This is a genomic window from Halomonas sp. HL-93 (assembly GCF_900086985.1).
Classification (GTDB): Bacteria; Pseudomonadota; Gammaproteobacteria; order Pseudomonadales; family Halomonadaceae; genus Vreelandella.
Map to the genome: position 1 here is coordinate 2,576,088 of NZ_LT593974.1, position 21,842 is coordinate 2,597,929.

The window sequence follows — 21,842 nt, forward strand, 5'->3', positions numbered from 1 at the left end:
CACAACGACAGCGCAGTCTCTCGATAGACTGCCTGATATAAATAAAAGGAAATGCAAGTGACTTTTACAAAGCGCTTTAAGCAAACCGCTCTCTTCTCGACTAGTGCATTAGCTCTTGCTGTTGCGTCGGCATCACACGGCTACGATATAGAAGTGGGTGACACTGACATTAGCATTTATGGCTATGCAAAACTGGACCTGATCTACGATGTAGATAGTGATCTTGGTGACAAAAGCGTTGGCTACGGCAATATTGCTCTTGATGGGGATAGCAGCAGCACCGGCCATACCGGCATACATGCGGCAGAAAGCCGTATCGGGTTTTCAACGGCCACCCCGATGGCAGGCAGTGACCTAAAGACCACCATCGAAGGTGATTTTTACGGCGGTGGCGCTGATAGCAATGCAGCGGAATTCCGTTTGCGCCAGGCATTTGGTGAGTGGAACGGTATTCTTGCAGGTCAAACCTGGACCAACTTTGCAAGCTTCATTCCTGGCACACCCACTATCGACTTTACCGGTCCTGGCGGACGCGGCATTCTAGATCGCCAAGCTCAATTACGCTACACCACTGGAGGGTTCTCTGTTGCGGTGGAAGACCCAGACAAGCTGGGCGGCAATGTAAATGCCAACATTAGTTCTGACACCATTACTGGCTTTGAACCAGACGGCACTCCAATCACAACCACTTCATCTTCAAGTGCGGCTAAAAACAAAGTACCTGACCTAACTGCCCGTTATGAAGGCGCTAGCGGCAACTTTAGTTATGCGGCCTCGGGCGTAATGCGCTACCTGGAGTACGATACAAACAATAACGCAGACGCAGATGCTTCCTGGAGCGATGATACCGCTACAGGTTGGGGCATCGCGCTGGCCGGTGCACTTGAGGTCACTGAGGACTTGACCGTTCGTGCAGGCGTTAGCCACGGCGATGGTATTGGCGGTTATGTTGATAGTAACCCCTACCAAGCTCCTGCTTACGTAGACTCTAACGGCAACCTAGAAACCGTTGAAGCAACAGGCGGCACAGTAGGCGCAAGCCTGAAAGCCGGCCCTGGCGCATTTAACCTCGTTTACAGCGTTGCTACAGCGGATCTGGATGATGCAGAAGTTGCCGACAGCACGAATGATACCTTCGAAAGTGTTTGGGCTAACTATATCTGGTCACCGGCATCTACTCAAAACATCGCTTACGGTGTTGAAGTCGGCCAGCACAGCCGCGAAACGGTAGGTGGGGACGACGGTGATGCTATTCGCGTACAGGGCATGGTGAAGTACAGCTTCTAAGCATTAACGGCGGCTTTACAAGTCGCCGCAGGCAGACCTTAACAGTACAAGCAAAAACTCTTCGATCCTTAAGCCCCAACCAAGGTTGGGGCTTTTTTAATGGGCAGTAACAGTGAAATAAGCGTTACCCAGGAATCTCAACACGCCATTGGCAGGTAGCAACTAGGCTTTGTCTGAAAAGTCGGCGAGCGAAGGCCAGACAAGGCAAAAATTGGCGAAAAGACGGAGTTTACGTGGTGTAAATGAGTACTTTGAGCCGATTTTTAACGCCGTATGGTCGAGCGCAGCCAGTTTTCAGACAGGGCCTAGACCCTTAAATAATATGTCGCCTATCTACCTATACATAGTATTAGCCTGACTCCAGGCGCTTACTGATTGCAAAGTTAACTACTCTGGCACTTGCGCGTGCTCTTTGCATGACAACTCCCTTCATTAAGCAGGCCCCTTCTGGACAATAACCTCCCTCATAGCTGACAAGCTTGGACTATCAACGTGTAAGCCACTGACTTGGCCTGACGCAAAGTAAATACCTCATCCTGGCGAGCAATGCACACCGCAGAGGAAACCGTATCAGGCGCAGTAGAAGCGGGCTTATAACGTCACTTACCACATCAGATTCAAAACTTGATGTTGCTAGCTGTCCTTTCCAAGCAATATTGATTCATTGCCAGCAATAAATTCGCGCTGCTGGTGCAACCCCGGCCCTAACAAACACAGAGCGACTTTCGCTAGGTTGTCGAAAATCGCGTACCGATTTCCTCACGAACCCTTTACTAGAACCGCTGTAATACCCATACAAAAAAGCCGGCCCCTAAGGGCCGGCTCTGTCGTCGTTTCCGACGTATCTAGCTAATCAACTGCTTAAGACGAAGCGTCTTAGAAGTCGTAACGTACACCGACGGTGTATTGAACATCGTCGTCAAGGCTACGGAAGTTTTCAGACAGAGAGTCATCGCTGCTGGTAGAGCTATCTTCCTGGTAAGCTTCGGCGAAGACATACATCGGCTCGCTGAAGCGATAGTTAGCGCCCAACACCCAACGGTTTTGATCGTCGACGCGATTATCGATCATTTCAACGTGGTAGTAGTCGCCGTAGATCTCGCCCATGCCGTAGTCATAAGTAGCACCAACACCAACTAGGTTGTCGATCTCGTAGGAAGGTTCAAGAACACCAGCATCAGTAGTAGTCTCGTCTACGATTTCATCCTGAGAAGCTGTGATATCACCAGCTTCTTGATAACTGATACGCGCGCTGAAGTTGTCGGTAAAGCCGTACTGAGCTACCACGCCCCATAGGTCTTCGGAGAACTGTTTAGCGCCTTCACCGTCGTAGCTAGCGGTGTCGTTTTCACCTTCCTGCTTGGCTTGGTTGTAAGCAGCACCCAGGTAGAGGTCTTCCCACTCGTAGCTAACACCAGCGTGCCAGGAGGTGGTAGAGCCAGTATCGTCTCCAGCAGAAACATTTTCGCTGTTACCAGACAGGTGCTTGACTGCAACCTTAGTCTGGAAGCCTTCCATTACCGGAGAAGAGTACTGGATAGAGTCGCCGTGGGCAGCAACGTTACCAAAGTCAATGTTGGTAGCGCCGTCGCTTTCTGGCACGTCCTGAATGACGGTAACGTTCTGGTACATGATGGAGTCGAAGTTACCGACCTGCACCGCACCCCAAGAATCGCTCTTAACACCGACGTAGGTGTTACGGATGGTGTCAAAGCCGCCGAAATCTACATCTCCAGAGTCATCGTCTTGGGCGTTTCCGTTACGGGCATCAGCCTTGCCACGGAATTCCATGCGGGCGAAAGTGCTCAGGTCGCTGGTGACTTCGTGGTTAGCGATAAAGCCAAAACGCGAACCCAGGTCAACGAATTCAGAGCCGTCGGACTTTGTACCCGCTTCACCTTCCGGGCCACCAGTCTGTACAGCGTAAGCCAGACGACCGTAGAGGTCGAGGCTGGTGCCGTCTTGGTCGTAAACGGTTGCGGCCTGGGCGCCAGAGGCGGCCATGGTACCAGCGATAGCAGTCGCTAAAAGTGTCTTTTTCATGGTGTAGGTTCCTTAACTAGCTTACTGTTTCGATCGTTTCTGTTCGACCTTAGGTCGACAGTCGGCTTCGTGGGTACGCTCTTTTTTCATTTACCAAGTATTTAAAACCCGGATAATGCGGCACATCCTCACAAAGACCTTGTTATATTCCAATGCTCGCAAGGCAAACTCTATACTGGGACTGTGAGGAACGCAATAGAAAAAAACACTGTTTTTTTATTATTCGCGTTTTTTTTGCGGAACAAAGCCATTCTGAGCAGGTCTTATCGGCTCTGAAATTTCTTCTGCAGGCCCAACAACTTATCTTCCAGGCTAAGTTGTTTTTGGGGCGCATCAGCGCCAGATGGCGTTTTTTCTGCTTTTTTCTGCGGGTTTGTCGGCGCTTTTTTTGTGGGTTTAGGCGTTTTGGCGTGAGGTTTAGCGCCCTTAGACGCTTGAGGACGCTCATTGGGAGACGCGGACGCCTGCTGGGCACGTTTTTCTGTTGCATGACGCGCAGCTTCCGAATCTACAACCCCCGCTTCATTGCCATCCAAATCAATACGCACTGCCCCCTCGCGCACTGATTTTATATAACGCGGCAAATTGACGTAGTTTGCCAAAGCGCGGCGGATTAGCTTGCCTGACCACGGCTCGCGTTCGGCGAGGTCTTGGTGTATGCCGACTTTTAGCGGCTGAGTATGCCCCTTAAAGAACGCTTTAGGATAGCGCTGATACCACTGCGCCAGAAGCGCGTGGGGCGTAGGCGGCTCGGGGCTGGATTCCTCGCTAGCGGACACATCAACTGGCGGCGAGGATGTTGGTACAGACTCCGCTTTGTTTTGTGTAACGCTTTCTGTCACGTCTTCTGGCACGTCCACTTCCGCGGCGTCGGATGTTGAGGCGTGAAACTGAGCTAACTGTTGTTTTAACTCAGCATTTTCTGCGCGCAGCCGGGTTAGCTCAGCCTGAGTGAGTGCCCAACGCTGCTCAAGGTCGTCTAATAACTGTCTGGGGCTTATTGACCCAGGGTTTACCGACTTAGTGCTAACCGACATCCAAGGCTTCTCCTTCGCGGGGCTTTATATACACACCTAAGCCTGTGGGGCTACGCGTTCGTAAGTCACAAATGCATATTGAGGTTGCTGTTCATTAGGCTGACCGGCCACGCGCTGCGTTTCACGCCATTCGCTTGGGTCTAACGAAGGAAAGTACGCATCACCTTGCACCTCAATGTCAACTTCCGTCACGTAAAGCCTCGACGCATAGGGCATGGCTTGGCGATAAATCTCACCGCCACCCATGACCATAATTTCTTCAGCCGCTTCAATCGTTGCCTGCTGGTCTGCCAGGGCAAGGGCGGCAGGAAGATCGTGGCAGACCCGAATACCCTCATGAGTAAACGCGTCTTGACGGCTAACCACAATATTTAACCGATTAGGCAACGGCTTGCCAATCGACGCAAAGGTTTTACGGCCCATTACCAGCGGCTTGGCCTGGGTCATACGTTTAAAGAACTTTAAATCCTCAGGCAAATACCAGGGTAGCTGCCCTTCTACCCCTATGACACGGTTTTTAGCCATTGCCACGATCATGGCCACGGGTACCAGCGGCTCAAACTGACTCATACCGCCACCTCGGCTTTGATGTGGGGGTGTGGCTGATAATCCGCTATTTCAATGTCATCAAACTGGAAGTCAAAGAGATCATTAACCTTGGGATTCAGGTTTAAACGCGGTGGCGCTTTGGGCGCACGTTCAAGCTGCTGCTCCGCCTGTGCCAGGTGGTTACTGTAAAGATGCGCATCGCCCAAGGTGTGCACAAACTCACCGGGCTTAAGCCCAGTGACCTGCGCCACCATACTCAATAACAAAGCGTAGCTTGCAATATTAAACGGCACACCCAGAAAAATGTCGGCACTGCGTTGGTAGAGCTGGCAAGAGAGCCGCCCGTTCGCTACGTAAAACTGAAACAGGCAGTGGCAAGGGGGAAGCTGCATATCATCTACCTGAGCCGGGTTCCAGGCTGACACCACCAAGCGCCGCGATTGAGGTGACCTGCGAATCTGCTCAAGCACATTGGCGATCTGGTCAACGCTACCGCCTTTGGGATCGGGCCAGCTACGCCATTGATAGCCATATACGGGCCCCAGATCACCGTTCTCGTCTGCCCACTCGTCCCAAATACGCACGCCATTATCTTTCAGGTAGGCGATATTGGTATCGCCTTTTAAGAACCACAAAAGCTCGTGAATAATCGAACGTAAATGCAGCTTCTTAGTGGTTAGCAACGGAAATCCGCGCGACAAATCGAAGCGCATTTGATGGCCGAACACCGAGCGAGTGCCCACCCCTGTGCGGTCATGGCGGTCAGTCCCCTGATCTAATACCAAGCGCATTAAATCCAAGTAGGGCTGTTCAAGCGCAGGTAAGGCGTTCGCATTGACGGAAGCGTTTGGCACGGGCGTAGTTACGGTCACAGCATTTCCAAATTAAAGGGGCAACATAGCGATGTATTCTAGGTGGCCAGACTCAAGCGAGCAATGGCTGCCCGCCTGAGCAGGGGCACTCAGATGAGTTTAGCGTCTACCGGCTGTTGACGAGACCAGGCCATCATTATAGCGCCCAGCGCGATCATGGGTAGCGTCAGCACCATTCCCATGGTGACCCAACCAAAGGCGATAAAACCGATGTGGGCGTCGGGCATGCGGAAAAACTCAACTAGGAAGCGGAACACGCCGTAGAAAAGCAAGAATAAACCTGAAACAAAGCCACGCGCTTTCGGTTTAGCCGATGCCCACCAAAGAATGCAGAACAGTACCAAGCCTTCTAATATGGCTTCGTAAAGGGCTGAGGGATGACGCGGTTCGGGGCCCATACCGGGAAACGGCATCCCCCAGGGCAGTGACGTAACTCGCCCGGGCAGTTCGTGGTTAATAAAATTACCGATACGGCCAGCGCCAAGTCCAATGGGTACCAGTGGGGCAATAAAGTCGGTTAACGTCAATATGGTTAATTGCTTACGCCTTGCAAAAAACCAGGCCGCGAGCAGCACCCCAATTAAGCCTCCATGGAAACTCATTCCTCCATCCCAGACTTTAAACACCCATAGCGGGTCGGCTGCCCATTGGCCCAAGCCATAAAATAGTGCGTAACCCAAACGTCCGCCGGCAACGACCCCTATGGCGCAGTAAAACAGCAAATCACCAATATCGTCTCGGCTTAGCCCAATCCGCGCTGCACGTCGACAGCCGAGCCACCAAGCGGCCACGAACCCCACCACGTACATAAGGCCATACCAATGGATTTGTAGCGGGCCAATGGCGATCGCAACAGGGTCGATTGTGGGATAATTAATCATCTACGCTCTCTACTTAATGGGTCTGTTGATGTGTCTGGATGAGTTAATACAATTAGCTCGACAAACGTTTAGCTCAATAAAAACTTCAGCCCCACGACAGTGAGCAGGGCCGCAAATGCCCAGCGCAACACGTGACTGGGCAGGCGATGCGCTAGGCGGACGCCCACACGGGCAAAAGGAATACTCGTCATAACGATGGTAATAAACGCTGGCCACATCACATAACCGGTGGCCCAAGAAGGCAACTGCGGATGTCCCCAGCCCATCCATATAAAAGTGGCGGCACCAAACAGCGCAATGGGTACGCCGCAGGCGGCTGATGTTGCCACTGCTTGGGTCAAGCTAGCCCCACAGCGCGACAGCCAGGGAACGGCAAGCGTGCCACCACCGATACCGAAGAGCGCCGACACCCCGCCAATCACACTCCCCGCCAGCACCATTGCATAGGCTGGGGTGTTGACAGCCTGATTAGGCGTAGGCGTAAACCCTAGCGCCATTTTGACGGCCATCGACAGCACAAACAGGCCAAACAACATACCCAGCAGCGACCCTGTCAACTGCCCGGCTACCAGCACCCCCATAATAGCGCCGGCCATTAACCCCGGCAGCAAGGCGACAAACCAAGGGAAGTGAATGCTCCCCCGCCGCCAATGCCCCAACGCCGAGGATATGCCTGTTACCACGATTGTGGCCAACGAGGTACCAATCGCGAGGTGCATCACCACGTCAGGCGAAAGCCCTTGGAAAGTAAACACCGCGACCAGGGCGGGTACGATGATCAACCCACCCCCGACGCCGAACAGGCCTGCCATCGTTCCCGCCACGGCACCAAGCAGCCAATACCCGAGTAACGTAACCGCCAATGCACTCATCGGGTAGGCGAAGCCCCATTGGCCTCTGGGAACCATGTGGTAATGATGCCCAGCAAGGTTTCCGGCTGATAAGGCTTGGTCAGTAGGTCGTCAAGGCCGGCGGACAAGCATTCTTGCTGCCCCATGTTGTCAGCATTAGCGGTTAGTGCGACAAGAACGCTCTTACGGCCTCCTTGAGCAGCTTCGACTTCGCGCCAACGGCGGGTGGTTTCCAGCCCATTGAGCGTCGGCATAAAAATATCCATAAAGACCAGGTCAAAAAAGCTTTGCTGCTGACGCTCGAGTGCCTGCTCTCCGCTGCTCACGCCCTCTACATATAAGCCGTGGTTTTCGAGCATCTGACGCGCCAGCATAAGGTTCACCGGACCATCATCGACGACCAGTACCCGCAACGATGATGCCACAGGTGCTTGGTCAGAAGACTCGGCAGGGACGTCACGGTGCTGCACCAAGTTCATTAGCAATGCACGAATATCGGCAATTCGCTCGCGCACCTCAAGCATATTGGCGCGACAATCTTCGCTAACCTGGGTATTTAATTGTTCGCTTAAACGGTCAAATAACGCATCGGTCTCACGCTGCAACAAGCCTAGATACTCCGACTTAAGACGCGACTCTTCTCGCGCGCGGTCACGCCCGGCGAGCAGATGCCTTACCTGTTGCTGTTGATGATGCAGGTCATCAAGCAACGTCTTGGCATCATCGGTTTCATTGGCGACCGCCTCAGCTGACGAAGGCGCGGCTATCGACGCAGCAAGGCTCGATAGCACACTATTAACGTCCGCAAGGCGCGCGATGGGGCGTTCGTCAGAGAGCTCATCCAGCGTAAGCGTTTGGCGAGGTGAGGTTATCGCCACCCGCTTAGTGAGTGTTTTGGTATGTTGCTCAAGCTCAACCAACTGCTGCATAAGGCGCTCTTCTTTATGCTTGGCACGCGACTTCACCAACATCAAAAACGCCGCTACATTCAAGCTGCTACCAATCAACAGCACCAGCATGAGCCACAGTGAAATGCTCCATGATGCGTAGCCGGGCGACACCCACCCGACCAACCAAACCACCAACGCGCAAAGCACCACTAAGGCGGCCTGCACCAGTAGCAATGGCCACAGCACTGGCCATATCAGGGTATTCCAGAAATGTTCCCGCTGGCTGTATTGCATAAAATAGCGCCTTCCTTTCTGGCCAAGCGACACAAGCTGATGCGTATTCCTGATTAACAACGCATTTGTTTCGCAACTTGGGTTAGTGTAGGAAATGACAGGCTACAAGTGTACGTCGACACGCCCGGAGTGTCATGCCCGCGCTATATCAACCCAACCGGACGATGAACCCCCATGTGTTTAATCGCTTTTCGATGGCAGCCACGCTCTGCCACTCCCTTGCAGCTAATTGGCAACCGCGATGAGTTCCATGCGAGACCCACTGCGACCCTAGCGCCCTGGCACGACAGGTCGTTAGTAGGAGGACGCGACCTGGAGGCGGGTGGAAGCTGGCTGGCGGCCAATCGCGAGGGCAGGATCGCAGCGCTTACCAATGTGCGCGACCCCGGGTTAATCCCGGCACCGGGGGCGCCCAGTCGCGGACATTTGGTAAGCCAGGCATTGGAATGCGACAACATAGCGGCGTGGCTAGGCAACCTTGCTGAGGGTGCAGCGGCACAGTACGCGGGCTTCAACTTGCTGGTCGCCACCCCTACCCAGCTTTGGTATTTGCATCGCGGCCGCGAGCAGCTTTCGCTAAACGAAGTCTCTCCTGGCGTTCACGGCTTGTCTAATGCTGTGCTTAACAGCCCGTGGCCGAAGCTGCTATCGGTCAGGGAGGCCCTTGAACAAGTTGACCCCAGGCACTTTCCGGGCAAGGCCCTAAACGCCTTCCAAGACCCTCGCACAGCGCCCATTTCAGCGCTACCGGACACCGGAGTAGGCGATGAGCTGGAACGCCAGCTATCGGCAGCGTTCATTGTGGGCGAGCGCTACGGCACCCGCGCCACCAGTTGGTTATCACTCACTGACAGTGGCGATGTGTCGATAACCGAGCAGCGCTTTGGGCCCTGGGGAGCTTTCGAAGGCGAGACGACACTGAGTGTCCAGTGCGAACAATAAATTAAGTGTCTAATCACGCGGCGGCAGCAAATGTGAAAGCTGCCAGTCGTCCATACGTTTATCCAGGTGCACGTGCACCTGGGCCGGCGTATCCAGCAGCATCACTTCAGACAGCAACTGCTGGGCATCCTTGAATGACACACGTCGAATCGCCGCACGCACTTTAGGCAGGCTGGGGGCATTCATTGACAGGCTGGTAAAGCCCATTGCCATCAGCAGAAGCGCTCCCGCCGGGTCGCCCGCCAACTCGCCGCACAACGAAATAGGCTTATTAAGCCGTCGCGCATCCTGGGAGAGCTCTTGCAACGCGCCTAGCAATGCGGGGTGAAGCGCGTCGTAAAGGCTTGAGACCCGTGGGTTATTGCGGTCTACCGCAAGAAGATACTGGGTCAGGTCATTACTGCCTACCGAGAAAAAATCCACCCGCTTGGCCAATGCATCCATTTGGTAGATAGTGGCCGGCACTTCAATCATTACCCCCACCTTGGGACGCTCTACATCGATGCCCTCCTCACCCAGCTCCAGGATGGCGCGGTCCAACAACCGCAGTGCTTCGTCCACCTCTTCCACATTGGTGATCATGGGGAAAAGCACGTAGAGGTTGTCGAGCTCTCTGGACGCTTTCAACATCGCCCGCAGCTGCACCATCAGGACTTCAGGATGGTCCAAGGTGACTCGCATACCCCGCCAGCCTAAAAACGGGTTGGCTTCTTCAATCGGGAAGTAAGGCAGATCTTTGTCACCGCCAATATCTAGCGTGCGCATGACCACCGGCAGCGGTGCAAAGCTTTCTAACTGATCGCGGTAAAGCCGCGTCTGTTCTTTCTCACCTGGGAAGCGCTCGGTAATCATAAACGGCACTTCGGTACGGTATAGCCCCACACCGCTGATACGGCTTTTGAGCAGTGCGGCGGCATCAACGGCTAGCCCGGTGTTCACCATCAATGGCATGTCGTGGCCATCAGGCGTCTCGCTGGGCAAGTCTTGCTCGTGCGCTAATAGTTCGGTAAGCGCTTCTTCTTCGGCAATCAGGCTTTCATAGCGGGCTTTCAGCTCCGGGGCCGGGCGCACAAACAACCGCCCCCGGTGGCCGTCTAGCACGACAGGCGCGCCTGAAAGCCTTGGCAGCGGTAAATCGACCATGCCAAGCACGGTGGGGATCCCCATGGCGCGGGCAACAATCGCCACGTGGGACGTACTGGAGCCCCGTACCGACACTAACCCTTTCAGCTTATCGCGGGGCACTTCACCCAGCATGGCAACGCTAATCTCATCACCCACTAGAATCGCGTTATCGGGATACGTTTCAGGAGTCGAGGGCGAGCCCTCTTGCAAGTGAGCCAACACACGGCGACCCAGGTCGCGAATATCCGCTGCCCGCTCGCGAAGATAGTTATCATCTACGCGCTCTAGGTATTGAACGTGGCGGCGCACTACGTCAGCCAAAGCGCCAGGCGCCCACTGCCCTTCACGGATACGCTTTACCACTTCCTCTGACAGCGCCGCTTCGCCGAGCATTTGCTGGTAAACATCGAACAGCGCCAGCTCTTGGGTAGAAATGCGGTTAACCAGCCGCTCAGCGGCGGCGCGAATTTCATCGCGGGTTTTGCCAATCGCTTCTTTAAGCCGCGCGATTTCATACTCTTGGTCGTTGGGAACAAGGTCGGGAACGCTGTTGAGGTCTGACGGCGGCGTAATCACCACTGCTTCACCCATCGCCATACCCGGCGACGCCGCCACCCCCTTGAACATGGTTTGCCCGCTGGGAAGCGCACGTCGGTTTAAGTTACCGGTCGCCAATGCATGTGCCAACACACCTGCCAACTGGGCCGCCATAGTGACCAAAAAGGCCTCATCTTCGTCATCGTATTGGCGCTGCTCGGCTTGCTGAACGACCAGCACACCCAGCATTTGACGCTGATGGATAATGGGCACACCCAGAAAACTCGAGTAACGCTCCTCTCCGGTGGCTTCAAAATAGCGGAATTGTGGATGGGATTGGGCATCTTCTAAATTAAGTGGCTCGCTGCGCTTAGCCACCAGGCCCACCAGCCCTTCGCCAACCGGAAGCACCACCTGGCCAACAGCTTGGGTGCGCAAGCCGATGGTTTCCATTAGCACAAGCGACTCAAGCTCTTTATCGTAAAGATAAAAAGAGCACACATCGGTTTGCATCGCTTTGCGAATGCGCCGCACCATGGTGGCTAATGCAGCATCCAGGTTTTTCGCGCCATTCACTTCTTGAATAACGCGTCGCAGCACCTCAAGCATGGACGTTTTACTTTTCACTGTTATTTGCCTCGCTGAGGAATTCCTTGGCAGTCAACCGCGGCCCTGTCCTAGGGCGGCGACTCACTCGTCAATTAGCGCCAGCCGTTGGACTCGGGGCGATAGCTCGCGGAGCGCACGGCGATACACTTCACGCTTAAACGGTACGACTTGGCCGAGAGGATACCAGTAACTTACCCAACGCCACCCATCGAACTCGGGCTTTGGCGTTGCCGTCATGCAGATACGGCTATCCTCGCAGCGAATTTGGAGTAAAAACCACTTCTGCTTTTGACCAATACAAACCGGCCGCGAATGTGTGCGAATCATGCGTCGTGGCAGACGATAGCGCAGCCAGCCCCGGGTGCAGGCGACAATGTCAACATCATTGGCCGTCAGACCAATTTCTTCGTGAAGTTCACGAAAAAGTGCTTGTTGCGGTGTCTCGCTTGCTTTGATGCCTCCCTGGGGAAACTGCCACGCATTTTGTCCTACACGACGCGCCCATAGCAGCTGCCCCTGGCGGTTGGCGATAATGATGCCAACATTGGGGCGAAAGCCGTCAGCGTCGATCACGGACATCACCTTATAAATTTTCAGTTACCGCCATTTTTCCACAAGGACAACAAGCGTATCAATACAATATAACGTCAACTTGCTAACGCACACGATATGCCGGTGTAAAAGCACTGTTGACTCTGCGATAATCCGCGGCTTTGCGTCTGACTACAAACGACCAACATTAACCATAAGGGGAGCGCCGTGAGTTTGGCCATTTTCGATTTGGATAATACCTTGCTATCCATCGATAGCGATCACGCCTGGGGTGAGTTCTTGCTTGAGCAGGGCGCGGTAGATCCGGTCGCGTACCGGGAAGCCAATGACCGTTTTATGGCCGATTACAATGCAGGCACCCTCGATATGGCCGATTTTTTAGCCGTCGCGCTTAAGCCGCTTGCCGACAATACGCCCGAGCAGCTTGCTGCTTGGCATCAACAGTTTATGGCCAGCAAAATCGAGCCACACATTTTGCCCAAAGCCGAGGAATTGCTGGCTCGCCACCGCACACGCGGCGATACGCTACTGATCATTACGGCTACTAACCGCTTTATTACCGGGCCGATTGCCAAGCGCTTGGGCGTTGATCATTTGATTGCCGTAGAACCCGAGCGTATTGACGGCCGCTACACCGGCCAGGTGCAAGGTATTCCCAGCTACCGCGAAGGCAAAGTGACGCGTTTGCAGCAGTGGCTTGAGGAACAGGATTTAACCATGGAGGGCGCTTGGTTCTATAGCGACTCTCACAATGACCTACCGCTGCTTGAAAAGGTCGACCATCCTGTCGCCGTCGACCCCGACGACACCCTGCGCAACGTCGCCGAACAGCGCCAATGGCGCATCATGAGTCTGCGGGACTGATAACCGCTTGAAGAGCGGCGCTTCGCGCCTAGAAGAAGGAAGAAGGAAGAAGGAAGAAGGAAGAAGGAAGCGTCAGGATAGGTGAAGATATCGACCAAGAAAAAACCCCACAGATCACAGTCTATGGGGTTTTCTTACCTCTAATCTCTGGCTTTTCTCCGCTTAGCCGAGCAGATGCTCGACGGCCGCACGCTCTTCACGCAGTTCTGTCTCGGTCGCCTTCATCTTTTCCCGGCTGAATTCGTCAATCTCAAAGCCTTGAACGATTTCATATTTGCCACCCTGGCAACGCACTGGGTAAGAGTAAATGATGCCTTCTTCGATGCCGTAGCTGCCGTCAGACGGAATTGCCATGCTGACGATGCCTTTGGAACCCAGCGCCCAGTCGTGCATGTGGTCGATAGCGGAAGAAGCCGCAGAAGCCGCAGAAGACGCGCCGCGTGCTTTGATGATCGCCGCGCCGCGCTGTTGCACGGTAGGAATAAAGTCGTTTTCGTACCAGTCACGCTCAACCAGATCAAACGCTGCTTTGCCGTCGACTTTGCACTGGGCCAGATCCGGGTACTGGGTGGCACTGTGGTTGCCCCAGATGATCATGTTTTCAACGTCCGTGACGTGCTTGCCGGTTTTCTGAGCCAGCTGGGTCAGCGCACGGTTGTGGTCCAGGCGCGTCATGGCGGTGAACTGGCCTGCGTCCAGATCCGGCGCATTGCAGGAAGCAATCAGCGCGTTGGTGTTGGCGGGGTTACCGACCACCAGCACTTTTACGTCACGGCTGGCGTGGTCGTTCAGCGCCTTACCTTGTACGGAGAAGATCGCTGCGTTAGCTTCCAGCAGGTCTTTACGCTCCATGCCGGGGCCACGCGGACGCGCACCTACCAGCAGAGCGAAGTCGGCGTCTTTGAACGCGACATTCGGATCGTCGGTGGCAACGATGTCTTGCACCAGCGGGAAGGCGCAGTCGTTAACTTCCATTACCACGCCGTTCAGCGCGTCCATCGCCTGGGGAATTTCCAACAGCTGAAGAATGACAGGCTGATCCGGCCCCAGCATGTCGCCAGCGGCGATGCGGAAAATTAAAGAGTAGCTGATCTGACCGGCGCCGCCGGTAATCGCAATACGTACTGGATCTTTCATCATTGCTCCTTGATTGGTTCGCCTAGGGATGGTTCTCGCCTGAGGAATAGCTCAACAAAACTCAAGACGCAAAGATGGTATGCCTCGCTGGGCAAAAACTCAATCAGACATGAGACTAGTATGCATTTAGGCATTTAATACACACTCATGCAGCGGCGTGCTACTCGCTGAACAGGCTGAGTTGCGCTATGGTGTCATCGGCTTGATAACCGCCTTTCTTGTATTGCTAAGGACATGGACGCTCCCATGCGAAGAATCCCGTTTTCTTATGCCTTAGCTAGCCTATTAGTGCTGGCGCTGGTGATATGGCTCGCCTTTGGTAATTTTCAGGGCTTCCAAAGCACGCCCCCGGACACTCCCGCTGACCGCGAGGAGGGCTCGCGTGTCGAGGTAGTGGAGCAATACAGCACCGCCTTTATTCCCGAGCAAATTATCCAGGGCCAACTGACGGCTCACCGCGAAGCCACCTTACGCGCCAACATAGCGGGCTTTGTCGATGAAAAGCCGGTGGATCAGGGAAGTCGCGTTAAGGCAGGCGATAGACTACTCGTGCTGGACAACGATGCCCTACCCGAGCAACTCCAACAGGCCCGGGACGAGCTAGCCGTGGCCGAAGCGGAGTATTCTGGCGCGCGCAACCTGCGCCAGCGTGAGCTCATTTCACAGCCGGAGCTATTGCGTTTGCAGAGCGCGCTTAGCGCCAACGCCGCTCAAGTCGCTCAGTTGCAGAATCAATTAGACGACAGCCGCCCCACCGCGCCTTTTGACGGTGTGCTCAACCGCGTAGAGGTGGAGCTAGGCGACCTGCTACAACCCGGCGAAGAATGGGGCCAACTGGTTGATGATCGGCGCTTGAAAGGTACCGCCTGGGTCTCTCAACAGCAGGTGGGCGATTTAAGCGAGGGCTTACCGGTCACGGCCCGGCTGCTGAACGGCGACTATTTAGAAGGCGAACTCACTTTCGTTAGCCACCGAGCCGATGAAGCCACGCGCAGTTTTTATATTGAAGCGACACTGGATAACCCGGCCGGCAAACGCCTTGCGGGAGGCAGTGCCGAGTTGACGATCACCCTACCGCCTCGCCAGGTGCATACCCTTTCCCCTGCACTGCTCAGCTTAAATAGCGAGGGCCAGTTGGCAGTCAAACACCTGGATGATAGCGACCAGGTGCAGCAGACCACGGTAGAGTTGGTCAGTGCCGATACTCAGCGCGCGCATGTGGCGGGCCTGCCCAATCCAATACGCCTGATTACGCTAGGCGCGGGCATGGTGGAGACAGGCGAAACGGTCACTCCGGTACCTTCCGAACAGGCCACCATTGCGCAACCGTCACCCGGTCAGGATAGCGTTCATGCGCCAGTTGATTAATGCGGCGCTAGCCCACACCCGCACGACAATACTGCTATTGGTGAGCCTGCTGCTGGCAGGCATCACTGCTTGGCAGATGATTCCTAAAGAAGCCAACCCCGACGTCACCATTCCAATGATTTACGTCTCGTTGTCGCTGGAGGGCGTTAGCCCCGAGGATGGTGAGCGGCTACTGATTCGCCCCATGGAGCAGGAGCTGCGTGGCATTGAAGGATTGCGCAAGTTCACCGCCCAATCCAGCGAAGGGCACGGCTCGATTACGCTCGAGTTCGACCCAGGCTTTGACCCAGACACCGCGCTCACCGACGTGCGCGACCGGGTGGATACCGCCCGCAGCGAACTGCCTGATGAGGCCGATGAGCCGCGAGTCATGGAGGTCAACGTTTCGGAGTTTCCAGTCTTGACCATCGGCCTCTACGGGCAGTTGGACACCCGCGAACGCATGACCATTGCCCGGCGCCTGCAAGAGGAGATCGAAGGCATTGCCGATGTGCTGGAAGTCGACATCGCCGGTGAGCGTGAAGATCTGCTGGAAATTGTCGTGGATCCGCTGGTGCTTGAGAGTTACGGCGTCGATTTTGACGCGCTGTTTAACCAGGTATCACGCAATAACCGCCTAGTGGCAGCCGGCAGTTTGGATACCGGCGCGGGGCGCCTGGCGTTGAAAGTCCCCGGCATTATTGCGTCGCTTGACGATGTCATGAATATGCCGGTCAAAGTCGAGGACGATCAAGTCGTCACCTTTGGCGATGTCGCTTGGATTAATCCCACCTACAAAGATCCCGAGGGCTTTGCCCGCATCGATGATCAACCCGCCGTGGTGCTTGAGGTTTCCAAACGCGCTGGGGCTAATATCATCGCCACCATTAATGCAGTGCGTGAGCGCTTGGCCGAAGCAGATGATTTGCTGCCTGAGCAGTTGCGCTTCACCACCATTCTGGATGAGTCGACCACCGTTGAGAATATGCTCTCTGAGCTGCTCAATAACGTGCTGACCGCCGTGGTGCTGGTACTGATTGTAGTGGTCGCCGCAATGGGCTGGCGAATGGCGCTATTGGTGGGTTTGACCATCCCCGGGGCGTTTTTAACCGGCATTCTGCTGGTATGGGCGTTTGGTTTTACGCTCAATATCGTGGTGCTGTTTGCGCTAATTTTGGTGGCGGGTATGTTGGTCGACGGCGCCATCGTGGTCAGCGAGCTTGCCGACCGCCATTTGCGGGATGGCCAAGCGCCCCATCAGGCGTGGCTAAACGCCGCCTCACGCATGAGTTGGCCGGTAATTGCCTCAACCGCCACCACACTTGCAGTATTTATTCCGCTACTGTTCTGGCCCGGTGTGGTCGGTCAGTTTATGAAGTACCTGCCCGCTACCGTTATTTTGTGCCTACTAGCGTCGCTGGCCATGGCGCTGGTGTTTTTACCCACCCTTGGCCGTTTGTTTACCCGCACTGCCGTTCCTGATGCAGATAACAACAATAAAGATGATGCGACGTCGTTCGGGCGCGGCTATCGCCACTTGCTGGCCAGGCTGCTCATGCACCCGGCCTGGGTCCTGCTGGTCACCGTGTTGTTGATGGCACTTTTATATACCGGCTATGCGCGCTTCAACCACGGCGTCGACTTCTTCCCTAACGTGGAACCCGACAGCGCCCAGGTACTGGTGCGCGCCCGAGGTGATTTCTCCGCCGCAGAAACCGATGCCATCGTGAAGCGGGTGGAAGCCAGATTATCCGGCATGAGCGAAGTCAGAGCGCTGTATGCGCGCTCCTTTGCGGTGCCCAACGAGCAGATGGGCAGCGACGTCATTGGCATGCTGCAGTTTCAATTTATCGACTGGCATGAGCGCCGCCCTGCCCAGGCTATTTTGGACGATATGGCCGAGCGCGCAGGGGACCTTCCCGGCATTACGTTGGAATTTCAGGAGCAGGAAATGGGCCCCGGCGGCGGCAAGCCTATTGTGCTAGAGGTCAGCGCCACCAATCCCGACGTCGCTGATGCGGGGGTTAACCAGCTAATACAATTAATGGATGAGTTGGGTGGCTTTGAAGACATACAGGATAACCGCAGTCTGCCGGGCGTAGAGTGGCAGGTAAACGTGGACCGTGAAGCCGCGGCGCATATGGGCACGGATGTGACGACGATTGGTAGCGCCGTCCAGCTGCTTACCACCGGCCTTCAGGTGGCGAGCTACCGGCCACCCGAAGTGAGCGACGAAGTGGATATTCGTGTACGTCTGCCACAAAACTGGCGCTCGCTGGATCAATTAGAGCGATTAACGATCAACACCCAGCGCGGCCAGGTGCCTATTTCACACTTTGTAACCCTGGAGCCAGCGCCTAAAGTCGGCACCCTCAACCGCATTGACGGCCGCCGCGCGATTACCGTTGATGCCGACCTTGCCCCTGACTACCTAGCCGATGAGCGCCTGAACGCCCTATTGGATGCTAGCAGCGACAGCTTGCCCGAGGGCTTGATGGTCAATGTCGCTGGCGAACAACAGGATCAGCAGGAATCAATGCAGTTCCTGGTCAGCGCGTTCTTGATTGCTATTGGCTTGATGGCGCTGATTCTGGTGACTCAGTTCAATAGCTTTTACCAGGCTGGGCTGGTGCTTTCGGCCATTGTCTTCTCTACCGCGGGCGTACTGATGGGCCTGCTGATTACCGGCCAGGCGTTTGGCATTGTGATGGTAGGCATGGGCGTGATTGCCCTAGCGGGTATCGTGGTCAACAACAATATCGTCTTGATCGATACCTATAACGAGCTGCGTGGCAACGGCTTATCGCCCAGTGAGGCCGCGTTGGAAGCGGGTTGTTTGCGGCTGCGCCCGGTACTGTTAACGGCGATCACCACGGTACTGGGATTAATGCCGATGGTGCTGGGCATCAATGTTGATTTGTTTACGCCTGCGTTGGGCTTTAATGCCCCCTCTGCCCAATGGTGGACGCAGATGTCTAGCGCTATCGCAGGTGGGCTCACCTTCGCCACCGTGCTAACGTTGTTGCTCACCCCCTGTATGCTGGTGATCGGCGGCAAACGGCGTTAAAAGCCAGAAGCCCGATACGTCGGGCGATCAGACTGTCTACAGAGGATAATCTTTAGCGAACTGATCTTGCCTAATCGCGCAATAAATTGCGCTCTAACAAAACCGGTGCTCGCACCCAGCTCAGTAAGAGCCCGATTTGTCGGGCGATAGCTGATTGGTTAGGCAGGCGCTTGGGAGGTTTCAGGGTTGTGCGCGGCATGCAGGCGGGCGATGAGCTGGTCTTCCAAGGCAAAACGCTCGGTTAACCCGCGAGCCAAGCGATCAATCCAGGCAGGTAAGCGGGCAACATTCTGCTCGCAACTGGAGGTAGAAGCAAAGTCGGTATCAAACTCAAGCACCATTTCCGTGGACATTTCCAGCCGCTCAAGTAGCTTGCCTGCAATGTTCAGGGCGCTTTCATCGTTAAAGGCGTGCGCTTCCTCGGCCAGTTGGGGGTATATTTCAAAATGCCCCGCGCTAATGTAATCCATTAGCGATTCACTGAAATGGTCAATACGTGATTTGTTGACGCTTTCAAGTTCCGCGTCACAGGCCTCTTTTAGCTCGATAAAACTTACCAGCAAATCGCGCCGTTGTTCCAACCAGCGATCAATAAGGGTGTGTACACCCCCCCAGCGCTCCTGGGCATTTTTACAATCTTCGAGCATGCGGCTCTCCTTGCTTGTCGCCACCGTTAACAACGCTAGACTCGCTTTTCCACTCTGCGCTGTCAATCCTCACCAGGATGGTTTCCTTAATCCTGTGATTAAGGCTATTAGCTGAATAGCATGGCACGCTGTCGGGCGAGCACGATCATACGCAGCGGTATGAGCAATAGCACAGCAAAACCAATCAATGTCCAAGCAGGCAACGATAGTCCCAGTAAGGTAAAGTCGATCTCGGCGCACTCTCCCGAGCCAGTCAGCACCATGGCGACCACATCCTGCATGGGCAAAATATCCATCATGTAATCAAGGCCGGGGCCACACGTAGGCACTTCATCAGCGGGCAGCGATTGAAGCCAAATATGGCGGCCCGCAATAAAGGCCCCCGTACCCGCCGACAGCAAGCCAAGAATGCCGTATATGACCTTACCCACTCGCCCTGGGTTATGCACTGCTGCGATGAGCAACACCACGCCTGTCGCGATCACCGCTACGCGCTGAAACACGCAAAGCGGACACGGCTCGAACCCGCCGATATGCTCAAGTCCGAGCGCGACCGCCATCATAAAGATACAAAAAACGACACCCAATAGCGCCGCTGGACGGATGGACGGTGTTTTCATCATTTCTTCTCCGCTCGCAGTGCCGATAGCGCGCGCGATTCTCGGGCATGAGCAAAGTAATCGCGTAAAAAATCATCGAAGCTTACTTGATCATCGGCTTCGATGTCGCGCTGTTGCTGGTGGGATGTATCAATCAACTGGGCTAGCAGCGCTTCTCGAGAACGCTGCATAGGCTTAGCTTTCAGTTCACTCGCTTGTGCTTGAGCAAGCTGTAACAAGGTATCGCTAAGCGAACCATTGCCCGCTTGTAGCTGCGCCAGTAGCCGCGCCGAGGGGGTCAGCGATGGATCATTTAGGCGCGGCGTTAACGCTTCTAATGCCGCCGCATGGGGAGTGCCCGTTTCTACTGCATCCAACAGCCGTGCGACTTCCGCCATTTCGGTAAAAATCTGTTCACCCCAGCCGCGCACTGAGGTCGATTCGCCGTCGCGAACTAGCGTCAATGCCGGGTCACGCCCACGCTCCACTACAAAACGACGGTTGTCGTCCAGACGATCACACTCTTCGTCTGATATCCATGGACTCTCACTTAGCAAACACCACATCAAGAAGGTATCGACAAAGCGCATTTGCGTTTCATCAATGCCTAGAGGGTCAAAGGGATTCAAATCCAGGCAGCGCACTTCGATGTATTCGACACCCCGAGCCTCAAGCGCCTGACTGGGCGTTTCGTTGTGCTTGGCCACCCGCTTGGGGCGAATATCGCTGTAGTACTCGTTCTCGATTTGCAGAATGTTGGCATTGAGCTGTTGCCACTCGCCATCCACATTCACCCCCAGCTTTTGATAATCCGGCCAGGGCGAGGAAATCGCGTGCCGCAGGGTATTCACATAGTTGGACAGCGAGTTGAAGCAAATTTTCAACTGCGACTGTACCTTGTTTTGATAACCCAGGTCCGACATGCGCAGCGTGGTGGCATAAGGGGCGTAGTAGGTGTCGTCGCTTAACGGCTTAAGCTTCTCGGGCACCTTGCCATCGGGCAGGAAGCTTTTATCTATTGCTGGCGAGGCGCCAAAAAGATACAGCAGCAGCCAGCTGTGGCGCCGGAAATGACGGATCATGCCGAAGTAGCGAGTGGAACGGTAATCGTTGAAAGGCACGTCCGGCGCTTGCTCCAATTCACGCAGCGCATGCCACATATCGTCCGGCAGGGAAACGTTGTAATGCACCCCGGCGATGGCTTGCATAATACGCCCATAGCGCACGTCTAACCCTTTGCGATAAACGTGCTTCATGGTGCCAACATTCGAGTCGCCGTAATCGGCGATGGGCACGCTGTCGTTGCCCGATAGCCGCGACGGCATACTCCCCGGCCAAATCCACTCGTCGGCTAGGTGCTGATAGGTAAAGCTATGCAGGTCCGATAAAAAGCACAATGCCTCGCCCGGGTCGGAGTACACCGGCGTGATGTACTCAAGCAACGCCTCGGAATAGTCGGTGGTAATGTGCGGATGGGTCAACTTTGAGCCCAACGCATAGGGATGCGGGGTTTGCGCAATGTGGCCATTTGCATCGACCCGCAGGCCTTCTTTTTCCAACCCGCGGCGCAGCCGGCCGAGACGGCCCTGCCGGGCGCTGGGTAGCAAGCGATCGACCGTAGCCGTTAGTGAAGGTGGCACAGTGAGTGGTTCAGGCAAGGTGAACACTCCTTGTCAATAAGGCCCGTGCACGCACGGGCCTTGGTGGAATCG

The 21,842-nt window shown here is 55.0% G+C and carries 18 protein-coding genes; 5 read left to right on the forward strand and 13 right to left on the reverse strand.

Annotation, left to right across the window (positions count from 1 at the left end):
- Nucleotides 1–57 precede the first annotated feature (57 nt).
- Nucleotides 58–1,287: a DcaP family trimeric outer membrane transporter gene (locus tag GA0071314_RS11990; RefSeq protein ID WP_156524116.1), complete on the forward strand. Its 1,230-nt coding sequence runs from the start codon at nt 58–60 to the stop codon at nt 1,285–1,287.
- Nucleotides 1,288–2,163: 876 nt separating this feature from the next.
- On the opposite strand, the gene GA0071314_RS11995 is transcribed toward GA0071314_RS11990, so the two are convergent.
- The 7 genes from GA0071314_RS11995 to GA0071314_RS12025 form a co-directional block, all read right to left on the reverse strand.
- Entirely contained in the window at nt 2,164–3,330 is a 1,167-nt protein-coding gene (locus GA0071314_RS11995; RefSeq protein WP_074396861.1) for a porin, read from the reverse strand.
- A 263-nt stretch (nt 3,331–3,593) separates the two neighbouring features.
- Nucleotides 3,594–4,367, reverse strand: coding sequence for a ProQ/FINO family protein (locus GA0071314_RS12000; protein WP_074396862.1), 774 nt, complete (start codon nt 4,365–4,367; stop codon nt 3,594–3,596).
- 36 nt (nt 4,368–4,403) lie between these two features.
- Complete coding sequence (locus GA0071314_RS12005) at nt 4,404–4,937, reverse strand: dihydrofolate reductase (protein ID WP_074396863.1); 534 nt, start codon at nt 4,935–4,937, stop codon at nt 4,404–4,406.
- A complete protein-coding gene (locus tag GA0071314_RS12010) occupies nt 4,934–5,707 on the reverse strand; it encodes a thymidylate synthase (RefSeq protein ID WP_231896556.1) in 774 nt (257 codons plus the stop codon). The genes GA0071314_RS12005 and GA0071314_RS12010 overlap by 4 nt, the downstream gene beginning before the upstream one ends.
- Before the next feature lie 170 nt (nt 5,708–5,877).
- The gene (lgt, locus tag GA0071314_RS12015) at nt 5,878–6,669 is read right to left on the reverse strand and encodes a prolipoprotein diacylglyceryl transferase (protein ID WP_074396865.1); all 792 of its coding nucleotides are present in this window, start codon (nt 6,667–6,669) and stop codon (nt 5,878–5,880) included.
- 68 nt (nt 6,670–6,737) lie between these two features.
- A complete protein-coding gene (locus GA0071314_RS12020; RefSeq protein ID WP_074396866.1) occupies nt 6,738–7,541 on the reverse strand; it encodes a sulfite exporter TauE/SafE family protein in 804 nt (267 codons plus the stop codon).
- The gene (locus GA0071314_RS12025; protein ID WP_074396867.1) at nt 7,538–8,704 is read right to left on the reverse strand and encodes a response regulator; all 1,167 of its coding nucleotides are present in this window, start codon (nt 8,702–8,704) and stop codon (nt 7,538–7,540) included. Before GA0071314_RS12025 ends, GA0071314_RS12020 begins: the two co-directional genes overlap by 4 nt.
- A 174-nt stretch (nt 8,705–8,878) precedes the next feature.
- Here GA0071314_RS12025 and GA0071314_RS12030 point away from each other — a divergent pair, with 174 nt between their 5' ends.
- Nucleotides 8,879–9,646 carry an NRDE family protein gene (locus GA0071314_RS12030; RefSeq protein WP_074396868.1) on the forward strand — a complete coding sequence of 256 codons (768 nt, stop codon included), beginning with the start codon at nt 8,879–8,881 and terminating at the stop codon, nt 9,644–9,646.
- Between the two features lie 9 nt (nt 9,647–9,655).
- Here GA0071314_RS12030 and ptsP read toward each other — a convergent pair whose 3' ends face one another.
- Nucleotides 9,656–11,917 carry a phosphoenolpyruvate--protein phosphotransferase gene (gene ptsP / locus GA0071314_RS12035; protein ID WP_074396869.1) on the reverse strand — a complete coding sequence of 754 codons (2,262 nt, stop codon included), beginning with the start codon at nt 11,915–11,917 and terminating at the stop codon, nt 9,656–9,658.
- Between the two features lie 81 nt (nt 11,918–11,998).
- The gene (locus GA0071314_RS12040; protein ID WP_074396870.1) at nt 11,999–12,490 is read right to left on the reverse strand and encodes an RNA pyrophosphohydrolase; all 492 of its coding nucleotides are present in this window, start codon (nt 12,488–12,490) and stop codon (nt 11,999–12,001) included.
- Between the two features lie 186 nt (nt 12,491–12,676).
- Here GA0071314_RS12040 and GA0071314_RS12045 point away from each other — a divergent pair, with 186 nt between their 5' ends.
- A complete protein-coding gene (locus tag GA0071314_RS12045) occupies nt 12,677–13,333 on the forward strand; it encodes an HAD family hydrolase (RefSeq protein ID WP_074396871.1) in 657 nt (218 codons plus the stop codon).
- A gap of 162 nt (nt 13,334–13,495) precedes the next feature.
- Here GA0071314_RS12045 and GA0071314_RS12050 read toward each other — a convergent pair whose 3' ends face one another.
- On the reverse strand, nt 13,496–14,470 hold the full coding sequence (locus GA0071314_RS12050; protein WP_074396872.1) for a malate dehydrogenase: 975 nt from the start codon (nt 14,468–14,470) through the stop codon (nt 13,496–13,498).
- Nucleotides 14,471–14,716: 246 nt separating this feature from the next.
- Here GA0071314_RS12050 and GA0071314_RS12055 point away from each other — a divergent pair, with 246 nt between their 5' ends.
- A complete protein-coding gene (locus GA0071314_RS12055) occupies nt 14,717–15,838 on the forward strand; it encodes an efflux RND transporter periplasmic adaptor subunit (protein ID WP_074396873.1) in 1,122 nt (373 codons plus the stop codon).
- Complete coding sequence (locus GA0071314_RS12060) at nt 15,822–18,884, forward strand: efflux RND transporter permease subunit (protein ID WP_074396874.1); 3,063 nt, start codon at nt 15,822–15,824, stop codon at nt 18,882–18,884. Before GA0071314_RS12055 ends, GA0071314_RS12060 begins: the two co-directional genes overlap by 17 nt.
- Nucleotides 18,885–19,042: 158 nt before the next feature.
- On the opposite strand, the gene GA0071314_RS12065 is transcribed toward GA0071314_RS12060, so the two are convergent.
- The 3 genes from GA0071314_RS12065 to gshA form a co-directional block, all read right to left on the reverse strand.
- Nucleotides 19,043–19,531 carry an Rsd/AlgQ family anti-sigma factor gene (locus GA0071314_RS12065; protein WP_074396875.1) on the reverse strand — a complete coding sequence of 163 codons (489 nt, stop codon included), beginning with the start codon at nt 19,529–19,531 and terminating at the stop codon, nt 19,043–19,045.
- Nucleotides 19,532–19,638: 107 nt separating this feature from the next.
- A complete protein-coding gene (locus tag GA0071314_RS12070; protein WP_074396876.1) occupies nt 19,639–20,151 on the reverse strand; it encodes a disulfide bond formation protein B in 513 nt (170 codons plus the stop codon).
- The gene (gene gshA, locus GA0071314_RS12075; protein WP_074396877.1) at nt 20,151–21,788 is read right to left on the reverse strand and encodes a glutamate--cysteine ligase; all 1,638 of its coding nucleotides are present in this window, start codon (nt 21,786–21,788) and stop codon (nt 20,151–20,153) included. The genes GA0071314_RS12070 and gshA overlap by 1 nt, the downstream gene beginning before the upstream one ends.
- Nucleotides 21,789–21,842 lie beyond the last annotated feature (54 nt).